Annotated in this window: 14 protein-coding genes; 8 read left to right on the top strand and 6 right to left on the bottom strand. The window is 44.9% G+C overall.

Annotated features, from left to right (window positions below):
- Nucleotides 1-80: 80 nt before the first annotated feature.
- Nucleotides 81-1,331, top strand: coding sequence for a serine hydrolase domain-containing protein (locus FD09_RS09100; RefSeq protein WP_057820605.1), 1,251 nt, complete (start codon nt 81-83; stop codon nt 1,329-1,331).
- A 64-nt stretch (nt 1,332-1,395) separates the two neighbouring features.
- Here FD09_RS09100 and FD09_RS09105 read toward each other — a convergent pair whose 3' ends face one another.
- The gene (locus FD09_RS09105) at nt 1,396-2,829 is read right to left on the bottom strand and encodes an ArnT family glycosyltransferase (RefSeq protein WP_057820606.1); all 1,434 of its coding nucleotides are present in this window, start codon (nt 2,827-2,829) and stop codon (nt 1,396-1,398) included.
- A gap of 457 nt (nt 2,830-3,286) precedes the next feature.
- On the opposite strand from FD09_RS09105, the gene FD09_RS09110 reads away from it, so the two are divergent.
- Together FD09_RS09110 and FD09_RS09115 are read left to right on the top strand one after the other, a co-directional pair.
- Nucleotides 3,287-5,713, top strand: a complete 2,427-nt coding sequence (locus FD09_RS09110) for an SLAP domain-containing protein (protein WP_057820608.1) — start codon at nt 3,287-3,289, stop codon at nt 5,711-5,713.
- 104 nt (nt 5,714-5,817) lie between these two features.
- On the top strand, nt 5,818-7,461 hold the full coding sequence (locus FD09_RS09115; RefSeq protein ID WP_157053749.1) for a glycosyltransferase family protein: 1,644 nt from the start codon (nt 5,818-5,820) through the stop codon (nt 7,459-7,461).
- A 158-nt stretch (nt 7,462-7,619) separates the two neighbouring features.
- Here the strand turns inward: FD09_RS09115 and FD09_RS09120 are convergent, their stop codons facing one another.
- Entirely contained in the window at nt 7,620-8,399 is a 780-nt protein-coding gene (locus FD09_RS09120; RefSeq protein ID WP_057820612.1) for a hypothetical protein, read from the bottom strand.
- Between the two features lie 391 nt (nt 8,400-8,790).
- Between FD09_RS09120 and FD09_RS09125 the strand changes: the two genes are divergently transcribed.
- The 4 genes from FD09_RS09125 to FD09_RS09140 all read left to right on the top strand — a co-directional run bounded on the left by FD09_RS09125 (nt 8,791) and on the right by FD09_RS09140 (nt 14,632).
- Nucleotides 8,791-10,821 (top strand): GW dipeptide domain-containing protein, encoded by a 2,031-nt coding sequence (locus FD09_RS09125; protein ID WP_083487724.1) that lies wholly within the window; start codon nt 8,791-8,793, stop codon nt 10,819-10,821.
- A gap of 132 nt (nt 10,822-10,953) precedes the next feature.
- A complete protein-coding gene (locus FD09_RS09130; RefSeq protein ID WP_057820615.1) occupies nt 10,954-11,634 on the top strand; it encodes a helix-turn-helix domain-containing protein in 681 nt (226 codons plus the stop codon).
- A 271-nt stretch (nt 11,635-11,905) separates the two neighbouring features.
- On the top strand, nt 11,906-12,769 hold the full coding sequence (locus FD09_RS09135) for a KilA-N domain-containing protein (protein WP_057820617.1): 864 nt from the start codon (nt 11,906-11,908) through the stop codon (nt 12,767-12,769).
- 315 nt (nt 12,770-13,084) lie between these two features.
- On the top strand, nt 13,085-14,632 hold the full coding sequence (locus FD09_RS09140) for a hypothetical protein (protein ID WP_057820619.1): 1,548 nt from the start codon (nt 13,085-13,087) through the stop codon (nt 14,630-14,632).
- A 148-nt stretch (nt 14,633-14,780) separates the two neighbouring features.
- Here the strand turns inward: FD09_RS09140 and FD09_RS15935 are convergent, their stop codons facing one another.
- Both FD09_RS15935 and FD09_RS09150 read right to left on the bottom strand, forming a co-directional pair.
- Nucleotides 14,781-15,230, bottom strand: a complete 450-nt coding sequence (locus FD09_RS15935) for an ImmA/IrrE family metallo-endopeptidase (protein WP_157053750.1) — start codon at nt 15,228-15,230, stop codon at nt 14,781-14,783.
- 18 nt (nt 15,231-15,248) lie between these two features.
- Nucleotides 15,249-15,683, bottom strand: coding sequence for a helix-turn-helix domain-containing protein (locus FD09_RS09150; protein WP_057820621.1), 435 nt, complete (start codon nt 15,681-15,683; stop codon nt 15,249-15,251).
- 426 nt (nt 15,684-16,109) lie between these two features.
- On the opposite strand from FD09_RS09150, the gene FD09_RS09155 reads away from it, so the two are divergent.
- The gene (locus FD09_RS09155; RefSeq protein ID WP_057820623.1) at nt 16,110-17,105 is read left to right on the top strand and encodes a glucosaminidase domain-containing protein; all 996 of its coding nucleotides are present in this window, start codon (nt 16,110-16,112) and stop codon (nt 17,103-17,105) included.
- A 171-nt stretch (nt 17,106-17,276) separates the two neighbouring features.
- Here FD09_RS09155 and FD09_RS09160 read toward each other — a convergent pair whose 3' ends face one another.
- Nucleotides 17,277-18,164, bottom strand: coding sequence for a Kiwa anti-phage protein KwaB-like domain-containing protein (locus tag FD09_RS09160; protein ID WP_057820625.1), 888 nt, complete (start codon nt 18,162-18,164; stop codon nt 17,277-17,279).
- A gap of 3 nt (nt 18,165-18,167) precedes the next feature.
- On the bottom strand, nt 18,168-18,701 hold the full coding sequence (locus FD09_RS09165; RefSeq protein WP_057820626.1) for a hypothetical protein: 534 nt from the start codon (nt 18,699-18,701) through the stop codon (nt 18,168-18,170).
- Nucleotides 18,702-19,094 lie beyond the last annotated feature (393 nt).

The following is a 19,094-nucleotide window of genomic DNA, read 5'->3' on the forward strand; positions in this document are numbered from 1 at the left end:
TAAACAAAGCGGCTGCGGCCGCTTTTTGCTTGCCTTGCAGGCGACAATGTCTGATAATCGTTGCATGGAGGACAGGAAAAATGCAAAAACGAACGAGAAATCTGATCATCGGGATCCTACTGGGACTGGTCCTGATGGGCGCGACCGGCTTGGCCGTTTATCACTATTGGGCTGTTCCCCGATTTGAAAAACGGACAGAAGAGGCCGTGAAACGGGCGACGGCCGAGGAAGAAGCCGATGCCAGCAGCCTGTCGAAGCGGGCGGCGGACTTATCGAAACAGGCCGATAAGAAAAACGCCAGCAGTCAAAGCACTGCCAAACCCGGCACCGACAGTGTGGACAAGCTGAGCGCGGCGTCGGAACAAGCATTGACGAAACGCTTAAAAGAAGAACAATTTGTGGGGACCTTATTGTTAGTTCGCGGAGGCCAGATTATCTATAATCAAGGCTTCGGGTATGCGGACGCGGCCACCAAACGTTTGAATACCGTCAACTCACTGTTCCAAATTGGATCGACCCAAAAGTCGCTGACCGCAATTTTAGTGGCACAGCTAATTGCCCAGGGCAAACTGCATTACACAGACAACATCAATCAGTATTACAGTGAGATTCCCGCAAGTTACCACATCACGATTCGGCAAATGCTGGACATGCAATCGGGTCTTGGTCTGGAGGCTAAAACCCCGACCGCAGTGATGACCGATGCCCAAGTCATCGCCCGGGCCATTGCCAACATGCACTATTCAGCAGCGAATCAGGGCAAACAGGTGTATCAGGCAGTCAACTATGTCATCTTGGCCGGGGTGGTAGAAAAACTCACCGGCATGAGTTATGAGCAGGCTGTTAAAACCAGGCTATTTGCGCCACTGAATATCACGAATAGCCAAGCTGGCTTTATGTGGGACTTTGCTAATCAAAGCAACCACACGATTAGTTATGTGTCCGGCCCGCAGTTTGATACCTACGACAAAATTGCCGTGGAAACCACAGCGGATATGCACAGTGAATTAGGCACCGGCAATATTTACACCACCCCCTATACGCTGTATCAGGTGCAACGGGCGATCATTCAGGGAAAGTACATTACGACTGATCAACTGGCTCAATTGCGCAATTCAAGCAATGGGGCATACGGCGGCGGTGTGTACAATTATGGCAGCTACATTTACTCCCATGGTGTGAAGGACTGGCAGGAGCTGATCATGACCATTGGTAGTGATGGTAACGATGCGGTGATTTTTATGTCTAATCGGGCCTATGATTACGACAATGCCCGTCCCCGCAGTCAATGGTACTGGGATTTTCTAGAGAATGCCCAAGTTCAACAATGAGACAACAAAAAATGCGCTGGTCAGACGATTAATCGTTTGGTGCAGCGCATTTTTATATTCCAGGCTAGCGGTCCTGAACCTTAGACAGCCACCACTCTAGTCCAAGTCCGGCCATGATGAACCACATGGGCTGAACGGAGAAGGAATAACGATATTGGGTTTCAGTGACGAGATTCACGACAGCAAAGGTGAAGATGAAGAACACCATCAGCAATTGCCGATCGTAACCCTTATGCAGCATGGGCCACAAACTGAAGAGGGCCAGAATGAAGATCCCCAGCATCCACATCGTCTTCACGCCGTCATACCAGCGGACAAGACGGGGATGGGTCTTTTGTAACTCAATGGTCGGGAAGATCAGGCCGCCTTTCCCAAACCAAAAGACGTTTTGCTTGGTGACGGCCAGGCGCGCCGCGGATTTGATCCCAGCTTTGCGCAGGTTTTGGATGTTTTCCATCAGCATCGCTTTGCTGGCGTCATGTTGGGAAAGGTGTTTCTCAGCCTTGATCACTTTCGTCCGGGCTAACACCCGATTGCTATATTGCCCATTGCTGGATAACTCGATCCCAGTCGCAAACTTCCAGTAAGGATCCAGCACCTTCATGCCAGCCGGAGCCAAGCCGCTAGCCGATACACCGGCCGAGAAAACCGCATTGAACCCGAAGAAGGCCACCGCAATGACCACGAGGTTAAGCAGCCGTTTACGCCATTGGGGAGTGAATAAACCAAAGAAGAAGTAGGCACCCACAGCTACGATCAACGCCAAGCCATCCGGCCGTAAGAAGTTACCAACGCTCAGCACGAAGCCCGCTAATGCCACCCACAACCAACCATGATCTCGATCTTCAGCCAACGTCACGAAGTATAAACTAAGTAAGGTGAAGAAGGTACTGGCAATATTGTTCGTCAACACACCGTTATAAGCGATCGGAGTGGCAAACAAGGCATAGGCCAACCCAGCGAATTGCGCGACAAACTGTTTTGTGGAGAAACGATGGGCCAGCAAGTAAACCAACCATACACTGCCGGTACTTAATAGAAGATTGACGATGCGCAATGTCCAAATGGAGTTGAAAATCCGTAACAACACCGCTTCATAGAAAGAGAAGCCAACCTGATAAGGAAAACTGGCGAAGTAGTACCCTTTGTTAAAGGCTAGGTTGCCCTTCAGAATATCCTGGGCGGCGTTATACTGGACTAAGAAGTCTGATTCTGGTGCAGGGTGAAAAATAATCAACCCCACGATTCGCGCAATCAAGGCAATCGCCAATAGCCACCAGAGAAAATGATTACCATGATAGCGATTGGCCGTAAATGCCAATACCGCGAATACAGGTACCATTAATAGAAAGAACGGCCAATAACTGGGAATCAGTAAACTGCTGCCAAGCAGTGTAAAGGCAGATAACAGGCCAAACACGATCCAAAAAATAATATGCAGCCATCGACCTGCGACATTAAAGCGCGGTGCAGACACTGGCTCAGGCTTAATATACATAGCAGAAACCTCGCTCATCCAAATTTACTCTCACAAAAAGTATACCTGTTAAGGCTACTTAGTGGAAGGTAACACACGGTACTTAAGGGCTTTAGGGCAAAAAAATAGCGATGCGCGCAAGCACACCGCCAACGATCAAATTATGAGCGTCAGTACCGAATACCAAAGTTAAGTATAACCGAGACCAACGGAAAAGGGAAGATAGATTGAAAAATTTTCTTGCCAAAGACTTCATTTATGGAAGCTTTCTTCAAGTGGGATGGCTTTGTTACGAAATTGATAAACTAAACAGTTAACATGTCTGTCCTAATCAGGTATAATCGACTTTGTACTAGAGTAAGACTCACCGAGTCGAAAACATGAACATTTTTGAAGTTTCTGTTGTTCCCATTTCCGACAGTGTGTTATACTAACTCATGGTATCAATTAAATTATGAGATTTTAGGAGGAATACCAAATGAAGAATTCTTCAAAGGTTAAGTACTTTGGTGCTGTAGCCGCTGCTCTGTTGGCAGTAGCTCCGATTGCAGCTCCTGTAGTTAGCCAGATTGCTTCACCTGCTATTACACAGGCTGCTGATGCAGCAGACGTTGCTTTAACTTATGGCCAAGCTGATAATGTGAAGACCCAGTTAAACAATGATGCGTCGAGTTTCGTGATTAGTCATGATCAAGCTACTAAAAACGTGGCAGCGTGGCAGTCTTGGGTGAATGCAAATGCCCAAAACAACACTTCTACATCCAATATGCCTAATGCAAAAGATTGGTTGGGAACTGCTTTCAATACCGCAACTTCAGGGAACCCGTTTGTTAAGACTGCAACGACTGGTGCTGATATCTATTCACCGAAAAATGCAGATAATTCAAAGGCTAACGTTGGTTTAAGCTATACGGTTTCTGGTGGTTATGGGAACCAATTGTCCGCTAGCTCACAAACACAACAGATTGCAACGAACTTGCAATTAGCATCTATTGCTCAGGATGATTCCACTTATAATATTACGGTTACTGCATACGATGTTCGTACGCAACAACCGTTAAAGGATTCAACTGGTGCAACAGTACAAAAGTCTTACAGTGTTACTATCCAAGGGACTAGCCCTGCACAAGCCACAGTTGCTTCTGGTACATTTAAGCCAGTAAACATTAAGGCTGGGGATAAGTTCCCTGGTGTGTTCGCTGATACAACAAGTGCTGCTGGTGATATCACATTGACTGTCAATGGTAAGCCTGTTGCTATTAACGTTGCACAAGATGTTGAGAAACTTGGCTATGCTCAATCACAACCTGCTGATATTGGTACTGTAACTCTTGCCATGAAGAATGGCATTGATGTGCTTGGCAATTACATTAATAAAGAAACCGGTTCTTGGACTGGTAATGGGGTTGCCTATCAGGTTGCTCAATTAGCTTCAAATAATCAGGCTATTGTCAGTTTAAAGGATTCCTTGAAGAACACTAAACCTGCTCTTCTTGGTGGAGACTTATGGTCCGATGGGGCAGGCAATCTGTTCCTGGTTCGTCCGGTTACAATTACTGATTCTGATTATAACCAGGCTTTGCCGACTGTATTTTATCAGTATCAAGCTACGCCTGCTAAACCAGTTCAATATTGGGATGGCTCGACAGTTTATTTGACCACTGATGATGATGCCGCTTTGAACAAGTCCGGTGCACTTTTGACTCCTGATTTGGTTGCCGCTGCCGTTCGTGCAGTTGCTGTTGGCAAGAACTTAACTGCTAAACAGTCATCTACATCTGATGATCCTATTCCTACCGCAGATGGTAAAGGTTCTGTAACTTCTCTTGCTGATTTAGTAAAGGAAGTTAAGGCTGCTGCTGCTGCTGCTGGTGTCAATATTGGCAGTAGCTCAAATCAGTTTGATAAGTCTGCTTCTGTGTTGATCCCTGTTACCTTTACGAATGCTGCCAATTTGAAGACTACTGTCAAGATTCCTGTTACTCTTGATGCTACGACTCAGGGTGCTCCGGTATTCACATTTGCACAGGGTTGGGTACAAAATCCGACTGTTCAAGTTGGTCAACAGTTTAAAGCAACAGAAGGTATCTCTGCTTGGACTGATAGCAAACTGAATACGGCTATTGATCCAGTAGACTGGAAGATCGATGGTTCTGTTGATACAAGTAAAGCTGGCATTTACAACTTAACTTATACGATTACCAATCCTACGACTGGTAAGACTGCTCAATTGAAGCGTACTGTTACTGTAACTGCTTCTGACAAATCTGTTTTTGAAAACACCAATGGTGTAATTTCTATTCAGACTTCAAAGGCCCCTCAGTACACTTACGATTCAGCTTCTGACAGCTTCAAGGTTGCTGACAGCTATACTCAATTGAAGTTAGCTTCTGCTTGGAAGTATAACCAAAAGGCTACTACTACGAATGGTGATGTTTACTACCGTGTAAGTGCTAATGGTTATGTTAAGGCAACTGACGTAACGACTGCTAAGGTTACTCCTCAGTTTGGTGTTGTAACTGTTAATACCGACAACGGTACTAAGACTTACGCTAATACAACTAAGGATTCCGGCGCTGTACAAAGCATCAAGCCTGATACTGCTTGGAAGTTCTTCGCTGTTGCTGTTAACCCAGATGGCTCTCGTGCTTATCTGGTCGCTGACAATCAATGGATTCCTGCTTCTGACGTGGTTGAACGTGTTCAATCCGCTTCTGGCGTGTTCACTGTTGGTTCTGATGTAGCTCCGACATTCAATGGTTCTGGCTCTGTTGTTAAGGGCAAGACTTTGAAGGCTCGTTCCGCTTGGAAGGTTACCGGCGTTAAGAATATTAACGGCCAACCTTACTATCGGATTGCTACTGACTTATATGTACGTGCCGATTACGGTTCTTACGCTAAGTAATTAGCAAGTAGCTAGTTTAAAAAGTCCGATCGAAAGATCGGGCTTTTTTTGTACCCTCGTTTATGCGAAACTAGATTTAATCACATTGGCGAGGAAAGATAATTTTGAGGGGAAAAAATTTGTTACGGCGGCAAGTGCCCGTCCAGTTACTGTTTATTGCACTTAGCATGCTGTACGTATTTATGTTGGCGCCTAGAGGCGTATTAACTCCGCGGGACAGTTTGGATGCTTATTTTCATTTAACACGTATTCAGGCGCTTAATGGGGTGTGGCAATCACCCATTAATTTTTTTGAATGGAACCATGTGGGCAACGCGACGTCTTTGTTTTACCCATGGTTAACGGTGGCAATTGGCTACCCACTATTTCACTTCTTTGGTGTGGTCCACGGCTATTTGGTATTTATGGGGTTAGTGACATATGCTACGTTGCTGGCGGCATATGTGAGTTACAGCAAGTTTCGTCACACCGAATGGCCAGCTATTCTTTTTGCTTTGGTTTACACATTTTCCTTTGTCAGAGCGTCTAACGTCCTATACCGCTGGGGTGTGGGTGAGTTTATGGCGATGATCTTTATACCACCGCTTTTTCTGGCCTTCTACGCGGTGCTCAAGGGTCATTGGGCGTCATGGCCGTATGCGGCGTTGTGGTTCTCGCTCATTATCTATTCCCATGTTTTGTCTGTCGTGATCATTGGCATCAACTTGCTGGTTTTATTTCTGACGGCATTGGTTGTTCGGTGGGGGGCCTGGTCATATTGGCGACAATTGTTTCTTCGCGCTGTTCAGTTTGGACTGACCACATTGTTATTGACCATGGCTTATTGGGGGCCGATGGTTGAACAGCAATTGTATCAGCCACTGAATCGGCCCGCTGTCTTTAACATGGTCCATGCTGGTCAATCATTACCTCAGTTACTAAATAGTTCATTGCGACTTGATGTGCGTTCTTATGCACTTGGTGTGTTTCTCTTGGTTGTCTTGGTGGGGGTAGTGCTCACCATCTGGTTTACTGATTGGGTCGGGCGCACCATGGGGCTAATGGCCCTTGTCATGTTGGTACTATCATCGACGACATTTCCTTGGGGACTGCTGCAAAATACGCCAGTGAATATCATTCAATATCCCGGGCGTTTTTTGGGGATGGTTATGTTTTGGGGTGTCCTATATCTGGTTTACATGCTGGAGACTCACTGGCAGACATGGCACGTGCCGATTCAGGCTGTGACTACCATCAGTATCGGTGCAATTGCGGTAGGACTGTTTGTTGGCTCAGCACGCGCACTTTGGCACACGAATACGATTATTCCAGTCAACATGGCCTGGATCACCAATGATAACGCCCCGGCTCGGCTCAGAGCTTTCAATCAAAGGGATTATTATCCGGTCCGGGCCGTGAAGTATGCGCAATCCATTGAGGCCCATGAAACGTTGTTGAATGATCAAGTGATCAACGCACCATTGCATTATTCGCAGACGGCAGCGTCGTGGCAAGTGCACCTGAGAGAGGATGGTCGACTGGATCTCCCTGTCTTGCGTTTTAAGGGCACTCGGACATGGGTGGATGGCGAACTGCGTTCATCCTCTGCTTCGCCGCGCGGAACCGCCCAAATCGCGGTGACGAAGGGTGCTCATCGTATCGTGGTCGCTGGGTCGTATACTTGGTTCGCCAAGTTTTCCATATTGATGTCGGTGATCACTGCTGGATTGCTGGGAACGATGTTGTTTATGCGCAAGCACCGAGCGTGATCTCTGTTTTGCACATGGACAATTTAATGGATCACGGTGGTCTGTTGTAAGCAGGTCAATTGTCAGTTCTTGGCATATTGACCTGCTTTTCTTTACGTATGATGAACGATGACTGATCGAGAATCAACCATGTGTCACGCGAGGCAGACGACACACAGCTAGTAACCGTGCAAACGCCTTAACAGATGTCTCATATCGGCCAAGTCCTCTTGGTTTTTATCCGGCCCAAAAAACACAGAATCGGCGAGAGATTCCTGCAGTGCCAGGAGTGGATAGTCCCGTAATTCGAGTAGGCGCGCTTGATTCGGTTTTGCGTCAGGATTGCGCGCGACCCATTGCTTCATAACTGGACTCAAAGGAATGCGTGGATGAATCAAACCACTTTGACTGGCCATGGACTGGATGAATGTCCAAATTTCCTGACCGATAGCTAATGCCACATCGATGTGTTCGTTAATGTCCCGGTGATAATAGGGTAACGAAAGTGCATGACAATCACGACCAAAATAAAAATCACATGTAGATGTATGCTGATGAGTTCTCGCTAGGTGGTGTAACGCCACAAAACTTGGCGTGCCATTTCGAGTACCGCTGAGCGGCAGAAAGATTTTCCGGCCGAACACGGTGGGCAGTGGCAGTCGGCTGTGTGGCCTGTGTTTCTCCAATAGCAGAAGCCGCGGCAAAATCAACGTGAGTATATGGGTACGATGAATCGCGTCCATGATGATGCGCTTGGGCGTCAAGATACAGGCACTACAATGTCCGTCTTTGTACCAAACCAAGCTGCCAACCCGTTCTGGACAATAGTCGGCGATGTATAAGATGGCGCAGATGTCCGGGGTGAGAGGACAAGTGGGTAATGGCGATCCAGCGGCGTGCGCATGGATACGAATTTGCTTTCCAGATAATGGGAAACCTGAGCCATCGGTTGTTTTCAAGTAAGGCACTCCTTTTCGCAATTTGCGAATGATTATTTTGCGAGCATGATCCCTGTTCCCCTCCAAAAGGATACAATACCTTATGGTAAACCGGTTGCCAACCATAAATTGTTCGCCAAGAGTTCAAAATAGACAAAAAAAGACGGTGACAGGGCTGATATTAAGGCGTTTAATCAAAAAAATATCAGAAATCCGCGTTAAAGGAGAAGAACAATTAATATACAGATAAAATTATTCGTTCGGAAATAGACACCTATGTTAGTTTTCTCGCCTAAAGACAGTGACTGTGGTTCAGACGCTTTATTAGACAGCTTTTTATCAAATAGCCAGATTGATTTCGCAACCTCCACGAGAGAACTAAAGTAATCTGTATTTTTGTGAGGCCGGTAATTTGTCTAAGCTAAAAATTGCGATGGTCATTGCTACGAAATTTTCCAATAGGGTGCTATATTATGGCTGGTGGGAAGAGTCAGATCGTGGGAAAGAGGAGAATGGTATGTCGATTCATGTGAAGAAGTGGACGCTGATCGGGATTATCAGCGTGCTGGTTGGCATTGGGGTAGTTGCCACGCCTAATGTACTTGCTGGTACTGATTCAGGGGCACACAACCAGCTGCAAACCACGCCGCTTGTGCAGAATTCGTTATTGGGTCCCGGATATTATGATGACCAGGCGGAAAACTCGATTCCGCAAAATCAGTTGATGGCGCCAGCGCTGTTTTCTAATAACGATCAATTCCTGATGGATATCAAGCCTGGTGCTTTGGCAAGTTGGCAAAAGGGTGTGCTGCCTTCAGTGACTGTAGCCCAAGCGATCGTGGAGAGTGGCTGGGGCACCTCCCAGTTGGCGATTCAAGCGAATAATCTGTTCGGTATTAAAGGGGTGTACAACGGCCAGTCCATCTGGATGAATACCCGCGAAGTAATTAACGGACAGAGTGTGGTACAATCTGCCCAGTTTCGCAAGTATCCCAATCGTTCTGATTCGATCGTGGATCACGCAGACTTTTTAAACCAGAACTCTAGATATCGTAATTTGCTCGGTGTCCGCGATTACCGGACATTTGCGTCTTTACTTCAACAAGACGGTTATGCGACGGATCCCAATTATAGCAATGCGTTGATCAGCGTCATTCAAAGCAACAACTTGCAGGAATGGGATACAGAGGCATTTTCTGGCGTCGTGAAGAATGTCAGTTATGCGATGCAAATTAACCAGACTAATCGGCACGATGGCCTATACAGCAGTATCCCAGCAACGGGAATTGGTTCTCAATTCGTCGGTGCGGGGTACGCGGCTTCCTTTGACCAACAAGTGGTGGCAGTGAGTAAAGAAGTTGTGCTTAATGGTGTGACTTGGGTGAACTTCACCGTGGGCGGGAAGTCTTGCTGGATGGATAGGAATGGCCTCCGTTCTGGCAACTTCGGGATTGTTAAAGATGTGCATTACGCCATGCAAATCAATCAAAGCAGTCGACACGATGGCCTATACAGTCAAGTTCCCGCCGCAGGGATTGGCGCACAATTCGTCGGTGCGGGGTATGCATCCTCCTTTGACCATCAGGTGGTCGCCATATCCAAAGAGACCGTGATCAACAACACGACCTGGGTGTATATCACGATCGGCGATAAATCGTATTGGATGGACAAAAATGGTCTGATTGTCGGCCAATTTGGTATTGTGAAAAACGTCAACTATGCAATGCAGATCAACCAATCCAACCGACATGATGGCTTATATCGCAGTGTCCCTGCCGCAGGGAGCGGCCCCCAATTCGTTGGGGCTGACGAATATGCCCAGACATTTGATCAACAGGTGGTGGCAATTACCAAAGAAGCCGTGATTGGTGATACGACGTGGGTCTATTTCACCATTAACGGTAAAGCCTACTGGATGGATCAAAAGGGTTTGGTTGGCGGCTTTGGCATCGTCAAAAACGTCAATTACGCCATGAAAATCGATCAAACCAGCCGGCATGATGGTCTGTACACCAGTGTTCCCGCGCCCAGCATCGGCTTGCAATTTGTCGGTGCAGCCGCTGCTCAGACAATTGATCAACAAGTCGTCGCCGTGACTAAAGAGGTGGTCATCAACGGTGAGACGTGGGTCTATTTCACGACGAACGCCGGCAAGTCCTATTGGATCGACAAGAAGGGCCTGGTTGGTGGTTATGGTATTGTCCAGAATGTGAATTATAAGATGCAGATCAACCAGGCTAACCGCCATGATGGTTTGTACAGCAGCGTGCCAGCACCAGGAATTGGCTCGCAATTCGTTGGTGCGGGTGAATATGCCAGTTCGTTTGACCGTCAAGTGGTTACAGTCAGCAAAGAGGTCGTTATTCAAAATGTGACGTGGGTGTGTGTTAGCATTGCGGGTAAGACGTATTGGATGGATAAGAGCGGGCTCCTCTCTGCTTAAGAAGCAGGCAGACACAAAATCCATAATTCTGGCGTGGTTGAATCATCTGTTGACAAATTTTGCTGTTGTTTGCATGCAAATATAATTGCAGGTATTGTATGTATGCAGTACAATAATATCTGGAGGCGTCTTATGATCGGTAGTGTTCTGAAGGAAATGCGTGAGGAGATGGGCATTGGCGTCAACCAATTGGCCTCAAGGTCAGGCGTTAGCGCATCGCAAATCTCCCGGATTGAAAATCAACTTCAAAATTCCCCTACGGTTGAAACTATTCAGAAACTTTCGGTTGCTCTTCGGGATAACGGCGGAAGATTGATTACTGCGTCCTTAGCAGAAGGGATGAGTCCATACAACTCTAAACGTATAGATACACTCGCTCCTGTTGTGAACGGGCACTCGGCAATCAATACTGAAATGGTTCGAGTTTACGAAACTATCCATACGGGAAATCCGGCATGGACAGATGAAGATATCATTGGAGAACTAGCAGTACCACCTGAGTTGGTAAAGAAATATGGACGTGACCATCTGTTTGCCATCACAGTTAAGGGTGAAAGTGTGGATAGACGCATACCAAATGGACACGTGGCGGTTTTTAGTCGTAATCACGAGATAAAAAATGGGTCAATTGTAGCAGTACACATTGGTGATGCAGACGCTGTGGTGCGAGTTTTTGAAAAGACTTCACAGGCCATCATTTTCATGCCGGATTCATGGCTATCGGGATTTCGGTCATATATTTATCGTAAGGATAGTGACCAGAATTTTCGAATTCTCGGAGAATACATCTATTCAACAGATTATCCAATTTAGAGGCGAACCAATTGGCGGGATGCTTGATTTGAAATGATCGGTGGATAATACTCCCAGCAGTGTTATTCCGACAATAACTGCTATGTTCTCAACGACTGGACAATTGGTCAAACCATCAAATAAGTAATTCGTTAGGACTTTTTACGAACTCTGTAATTGGAACGTTTTACCCAAAAGTGGATTTGTATCCAGAATTAATTGCAACACAAATTAAAAAACTTAAGGATTACTTAAAGGGGTCGATTTCGACCCCTTTAAAAGGGAGCCCGTAATGATGCGAAAGAAATACGATGAGATTGAAGCAAAAGGCATGAGCATTAACCTTTTCAGTGACCAGGAAGACGACAATCAGAATGATTTTATCAGTCTCTCTGATATTGCCCGCTATCAAAATCCGGATGCACCAAAAGACATTGTCAAGAATTGGATGCGCAACCGTAACAGCTTGGAATTTCTTGGTGTTTGGGAAACGTTGAATAATCCAGACTTCAACGTTAGTGCATATGAATCGATTCTTGGAAAAGCAGGATCAAATGCTTTCGTTATGTCACCGTCAAAGTGGATCTCAGAAACGAATGCTAAGGGAATTGTGTCAAGTCAGGGACGAATGGGCGGAACGTATGCCCGCACGGACATTGCATTTGAGTTCGCGTCTTGGGTATCACCAGAATTCAAATTATTTATTATTCAGGATTACCAAGCGCTCAAGAAAAAGCAACAAGATCCCGAGCAACTTGAGTGGAATGCCAAACGGTTGCTTTCAAAAATCAATAATCGTATTCAAACAGATGCGATTAAGGATCACCTAGTTCCCCCGACGTTATCGAAAAGGGAAGCTGGTTATATGTATGCCAGTGAAGCAGATCGAATTTACATGGCACTATTTGGAACAACTGCTCGAAAGTGGAAAGATGAGCATCCAAATTTAAAGGGAAACATTCGAGATTATGCTACGGTTGAACAGCTTTTGGTATTATCCAATCTCGAAAGTATGAATGCTGAATTTATTACGCAGGGTATGGATCCTGCTAAACGCACTCTGAAATTGAATGAGATTGCTCTGCGACAAATGACTTCGCTTCAGTCTGAAGTGACGTCAAAGCAATTGAAACGCCTGGAAGGTGGAAATAAATAGTGTTTTTTTGCCCCCTCGGGGGCTTTTTTTATTGATGAAAACGCAACAAAAATACTGGAACCAGTGATCTATCGAAAACCAATCTTTGATAATACACATTGTTCGGTATTAAACACCTCACCTCAGATGGTCTTAAAAACACCCAAGTGATAATCATACCGGTGCGCAAAGGTCATAATTGGTTCAACATTAATGACCGAAAATGGTTCACTAGATCTTGAGAGTTACAGACTGTTTATTTTGCGAATTCAATAGGAATGAAAAAATCGCTTAAAGTGATAAAATGAACTTGATCAAGGAAATGAGGAGATTATTATGCCATATGTTGTTATTGCGGATCCAGCACACACCAAGATAGTTGCCACTTTTACTGAAGCACAGGATATTGCCCGGGGAACTTCGGGGTCTTTAATCAAGCGAGTGGAGTCTGAAAAAGAGGGCGTAGAATATATTTTATTGCATGGCACCAAACCCTTCAGATTTTCTCAGTCAACTAAGGCTGAAATTGATGGGGCAATCACAGAGCTGATTAGAAGTCTATCTTCTGAAAAAAAAGAGGGCGTGATTATCGCGAACGGGGCTGCAAATACAAATAAGGCCGGTTATGGCTATTGGATATTTAAGAAGGACGAAGAAGGGTTCATACATCACACCGAAGTCCAACAGACGATTTCAATTGGCCAAATCGCCAGTGTAGATTATTCTGCAGGAAGTCAGTATTATCAAATGATTGCACTGATAGAGGCTTTAAATAATGCAATTCAAATGCGTATTAAAAAAGCCACAATCATTTCCAATGCGGAACTGTTCATCAAGGTGGCAGAAAAAACTTTTTCCCCAGGTGCAACGAATACACGATATTGGTCAGCCCAGTTGGCAAATATCCAAGAAAATCTGAAATTAGATTGGATCAGTGTGAGCAACAGCAAACATTCATCTTATATGCAAGAATGTCAGGCGTTAGCTCAAGAAGCTGCGAAAGGATCAAGAGATTCGAAGTCTGAGGACTTTTTGTTTACAGTATCTGGGAGACATTTGGACTCTGTAAAAGATTTACTTACCAATCATCATTTTCTCGCAAAGCCAATCGACGGGTCAGACGGTTCCTATCCGCTTTCCGATCCATACACTGGAGTGACTTTGAAGTTAGTTAGTAATTCGAGTGGGTTCGGGGAATCGTTTGCGGTTGTGAAAGGTTCAGATTATACAAAGATCAAAGAAGTCACACAATATCTGACGCATGGCGTTTCTTCGGTATTACCACTGGCATACGATATTGTCTTCAATCGACCTTTGTCAATTTCTTCTGCTTCATCAGAATGGGCATATTCGTCGTTTCCTTTGGGATTTAATACTGAAGTAGATGACGTCATTCGCAATTTAATGTTAAATGTGGCCAGCAGCTACATTGAACTGAGTGAAACGAATATCACCCCTAAGTGGGATTTCACACACTTTGCACAATCTACGTACTGGCTGATTGAGGCAATATTGGGTCGAGCTTTAAACAAAATTGGAATTACCTACCCTAGAATGCATAAAGCTTCTAAGGATCCAAAGAAGCGTCAGCGAATACCTGTGTACAGTTTTGATATGTTCTCACGCATTCAGGATGGGGAGATAGTGCATTACCAATTGCAGACCACGGCTAAAGCAAGTATCGGAAATGATGCGGAAGAAGCCAAAGTTAAATTCGTAGAGGATCTTTATACTTATTACAATCTGGTACGAAATAAATATTCACATGCTCCCCGAGAAGAACACTTCAAACAAAATACTAAGCAGGAGGTTCTGAAACAGATTACAGAGGGTGCAGCTCTCTGTGATCAGTATTACAACCTTTTTCTTTCCTCCAACAAATGAAAAATTTCTTCAATCGTTAAGCACACTATCGTTATCTTGCAGGAGTGGTGTGCTTTTTTACGTTAGTCGCGGCAACATTCGAGTGTTGCGTGTGAATGACGTCCATGAAGTCAAAGCAACCAATCGGCTAAAGACATTTCTAACCACGTCAGGGTTGAGCAGGAGCCACCAATGCAAAATACTGCCACATCCAATGCGGCAGATCGTAGTGATCGAGAACCGCATTATAATTCATCGGCGACACCTTTTTATCCCCAAAAATAAGTTCAAACATAAAGCAGTTAGCTTGATATTCGGTGTCCCCAACCATCGGCTCCGCCCCAATGCGGCTAAAGAAGTTGGTATTAAACCCTTTATGTAAAACGCAGTGTCCCAGCTCGTGACCGCAGACGGCAATATTGGTCAGATCACTATTCTGTTTATTGAGTACAATGTTGGGGATACGGTGGGAATGCAAGCTGTACCCCATAATTGTGTCGCCCAAATATTGCCACCGAACTGCAACGCCAATATCTTTGGCAATTTTGAACGGATCGTGTGTGTGATATTGGTCAATTAGTTTGGCAGCCGCATCAATTGCGTCATTTGCGCTCCCCATAGCAAAGGCACCTCCCCCTTATTGTTCACTCCCACGAAACTTGTTGGGAGTGAATTTTTTCTTGGCCAATTCTTTGGACAGTGTGATTGTCTGCCGTAAAGAAGCCTCCAATAAAGCCCGATCTTCATCAGAAAGTTCGGCACCATTTTTAAAGAAGTTGATTCCTGACTTATTGGTGACACCCGCCAGCACATCTTCCAATTCCGTTTCGATGTCCCTTTTATCCTTCTTGGTCAACGCATAGTAGTGGCGTTTGTCTGATACACCCAGCAAGTAATCAATGGACACGTCAAAAAACTGGGCCACTTTCTTTAGCGTTTCCTGGTCAGGAGTCCGTTGGTTCTTTTCATATAGAGAAACGGATGCCTTGGACACATCCATTAGTTTGCCCAAATCGGATTGGGTCATGTGTTTCTCAGTGCGCAATGCCCTGAGACGTTCTCCGAAACTCATGTCATCACCTCACTGAACATTCTACTGTATACAGATAGTAAACTCAACAAGTTTAAAAATAGTTGACTTTTCGGTTGACAATTAGTCGACAGTGGGATAATATAGTTTACGTAAAGTTGATTAACGGCAATTCTTCAGTCTTTTAAAAGCCAGGAGTAAACGGATAGTCGACTAACGCATGCGATATATTAAGCACCACACATAATTGTCGGGATCAAAGTCAACAGTGTGAAAACGAGAGGCGGTGATGATGTGTCAGTTTCGTTGAGGCAAGGAAAAGCATCAACGATCAGACGATTGTGAGTATTTGTAGAAACCGGAGCGAGAAAACATAGAAGGGAGGTGAGAGGAATGAAGGCTATCCGTTCCCCAACCAAGTCAGTCGAAGTTATCTGGTTCATTACTCAATAAAAAGGAGATTTTAACATGGCAAATCAAAATTATACTGGCGGCGACATGGTCAATGCCGGCTACCGGATTAGTCAAGCCAATTTAAGCTTGATCAAGAAATATGCAAAAGCCAACAACATCGTACCCAGCTTCATGGTGGCGCAAATGTATGTGGAAAGTCACTGGGGCGCACCGGATACTTCCGTTGTCGGTGTCTCGGATAATAACTGGAGCGGCATTTCTGAACCATTCAGCGTACCTGGCGACCTCGGCGTCACAATGTGGCAAGGTACGCGACGGGCTGAAGGCGGATATTACGTGCACTTCAATTCACTTGAGGACTATTTCAAAGCATACGCATACTTGCTTTCTACACGTAACGGTATCTATAAAGTGGCTGGTACGACAACCATCGACGCTTTTTGCAGAGGGTTATTCCAAGTTGGCGGAGCCACTTATAATTACGCTGAAGCCGGTTACGAAAGCTATCGGAACTTACTGATTCCGACATACAACGCAATTCTGCAGCAAAATGGCGATAAAGTGAAACAATTGGATCAAGGAGAAGGAGAAGACGACGATATGGATTTCAATAAATTAACAGCGGTTCGGCCGCTTTACACGTATGGTGTCGCTTATGTGACAAATCAGGCAGGTTCCCAAATTTATAGTCAAACAAATTTTGCCAGCCCGACCGGTAAGAAGTTACCCTTTGGCAGTGCATGGTTAGTTGGCGGCGAGACAGATGGATTCTTGCTTGTCGGCAGCAACGATCACATCCCCGTGTACGACGTGTACCTGCGTCGTAACCCGGGCATGACCCGTAACGACTTCCGCCAAGTCACCATCGCGGTCACGGTGGACAACGCCTGGACTCAGAAGGTACCGAAGAAGAACCAAGTCGGCGAACGGCATTTAGATAAGAACTCTGAATGGATTGTGACTAATCAAAACAAGGATGGCGATGAACTGTTCTTCGAGATTGGGCAGGGCGTTTGGATTTCTGCGACTAAGGTTGGTATTCGGCTGTAAAGTTTTCGAGTAGTGGTTTGGCCCCTGGAGAGTGCTCTGGGGGCCTTTTGTGTTCTCTAGTCTCTGGGTAAATTTTTCTCTTTTATGAAAGTGAAAAAGAAGATGGCATCAATTGACAGTAAACGATGAGTGAATTAATCCGCTGTGAAAGGACACCACTAAAAGGAAGTACTAACTATTGTTTGCTTTACGCTTCGAGTTAGCAATGAAAGTTTCCTTGGAAAAAGCGCCTTTATAAACTTCTTCGTCAAGAAAGCGCAGCACTTCTTTTAACGGTTTCTTCTCGGTTGGGATTTGAATTTTTTTGCTTTTGACTTTAATTTTTAGACCAGCCGCTTTTGCCATTGACTGAATTTTTTTGGCGCTAAAATCAGCAAGGACCTCTGAGTCGTTGATGGACGCAATTTTTCTTCTCATCCAATCGTCGGATTGTTCAATAAAAGTCTTCTTGTCGGGCACATCTAGCACATCAGACTGGCTAAACTGCTCAACTTCACTATCCGTTGCGACACGATAATACTGACTGAGATCGAAGATTTGACGTGTAAAATAATAGGACTCAAATTGAAGCTCACTAACAGCAAATAGGCAATCGACAGTGTCGCTGATACTAATTCCCCAACGGGATTCTTTTTGAAAGGTATCGTGATCAAAAAACAAATTAATTCGTCTGGTAGAGAGATATTGGTCACGTCGGAACCGTTGAAACGCGACAGTAAACGACTCTGTATTATTACTTTCCTGTAGGTCACCTACAAATATTGCACGAATATCCGGCGAATCATTGTCGGAACGACTAAGCGTGGGGAGCGATAGTGGCTTTCGAATCGCATCAAGAATGTTATCCTCAATCACAAACTCTTCAATTATCAACGATTCATCTGAATCGGGTTTGTATTTTCCGTCAAAAGGAATCTTTTCCTTCTCGTTCAGTCGAGAAACACTTCTTGAAAAAATTCCACAAATTTCTTTTTGGCTTGGATCATCCATATTGATCAGATAAACGCCGGGACCGTCGTTTTGATTGACCAACGCAAAAACCGAACTTTTTTCAAACATTACTTATCCCCCCTGAGTGTCAATAAGTGTCTTTTCAAACATGCGGATCACTTGCGTCACGTTAGACTTATCCCGAAGGTGCTTCTTTTTTGAAATAAGCAACAGGTCACTAATCCCCGAAGATTCAGTTGCCAGTTTGTAGAAATGATAACCCATGACGTACAATATAAAGTTTGGATACGCGACAACTGCTGACGTGGCCACGATAAGTAAAATAAAGGAAATTATGGTTAGAGTTACAACACTGAAGCCAGATACTCGTAAATTGACAAGGGGCAGAAGGTATGTAAATACATAGCCAACTATCCAAGGGTCTCGAGATGCAACTCCGCTAACTGTGATTTCTCTGCTAGGAAGATGTCTTATGCCGTATCTGAAGCTGTGCTTAAATAAGTAAGTCAGAATTATCGCTATGCAGATCAGCAGCACTGACAATTTCCACTCATCAGTTTTCAGCCACAAGGTAAGCGCAGCCACAAACAGAAGTGGAACCGAATTTGAAGTCATATAAAGGGCTCTCTGCAACCAATTCGCCATAGTTTTGCCTCCGACCATGAAATGACTTCGTAAATGCTGTCCATTCGACTAATTCATCGTATTCTTCGATTCGATATTTGTCAACAAATTGAGACAAACAAAAGGAAGATTTTTATTTAAGAAATAAAGGTAGGGGCGTTTGCCCCCACTTCAAAAAGACACAAAAAAAAGCTTTCAATTCACGCAGACTCACTGCGATGACTTATTACTAATAAACACGATACTTTAATTGCGGCATCCTGTCCAGCAAATTAATACCCGACTGTTACCGGGTTGCTTTGAACAAAAAAGCAGATTAGTTCAGTTACCCGGTTACCAGCTACTGGATTACTCCGCTTGATTTAGACGATATTGGATCGGTAGAAGACGTGGTTTGACAACTGATGTTCATAT

This window comes from Schleiferilactobacillus perolens DSM 12744 (assembly GCF_001435585.1).
Lineage (GTDB): Bacteria > Bacillota > Bacilli > Lactobacillales > Lactobacillaceae > Schleiferilactobacillus > Schleiferilactobacillus perolens.

Excerpts from the sequence above, each read along its gene's own strand:
- FD09_RS09100 (WP_057820605.1), top strand. The coding sequence starts at position 81 with ATGCAAAAACGAACGAGAAATCTGATCATCGGGATCCTACTGGGACTG.
- FD09_RS09105 (WP_057820606.1), bottom strand. The coding sequence starts at position 2,829 with ATGTATATTAAGCCTGAGCCAGTGTCTGCACCGCGCTTTAATGTCGCA.
- FD09_RS09110 (WP_057820608.1), top strand. The coding sequence starts at position 3,287 with ATGAAGAATTCTTCAAAGGTTAAGTACTTTGGTGCTGTAGCCGCTGCT.
- FD09_RS09130 (WP_057820615.1), top strand. The coding sequence starts at position 10,954 with ATGATCGGTAGTGTTCTGAAGGAAATGCGTGAGGAGATGGGCATTGGC.
- FD09_RS09135 (WP_057820617.1), top strand. The coding sequence starts at position 11,906 with ATGATGCGAAAGAAATACGATGAGATTGAAGCAAAAGGCATGAGCATT.
- FD09_RS09140 (WP_057820619.1), top strand. The coding sequence starts at position 13,085 with ATGCCATATGTTGTTATTGCGGATCCAGCACACACCAAGATAGTTGCC.
- FD09_RS15935 (WP_157053750.1), bottom strand. The coding sequence starts at position 15,230 with ATGGGGAGCGCAAATGACGCAATTGATGCGGCTGCCAAACTAATTGAC.
- FD09_RS09150 (WP_057820621.1), bottom strand. The coding sequence starts at position 15,683 with ATGAGTTTCGGAGAACGTCTCAGGGCATTGCGCACTGAGAAACACATG.
- FD09_RS09155 (WP_057820623.1), top strand. The coding sequence starts at position 16,110 with ATGGCAAATCAAAATTATACTGGCGGCGACATGGTCAATGCCGGCTAC.
- FD09_RS09160 (WP_057820625.1), bottom strand. The coding sequence starts at position 18,164 with ATGTTTGAAAAAAGTTCGGTTTTTGCGTTGGTCAATCAAAACGACGGT.
- FD09_RS09165 (WP_057820626.1), bottom strand. The coding sequence starts at position 18,701 with ATGGCGAATTGGTTGCAGAGAGCCCTTTATATGACTTCAAATTCGGTT.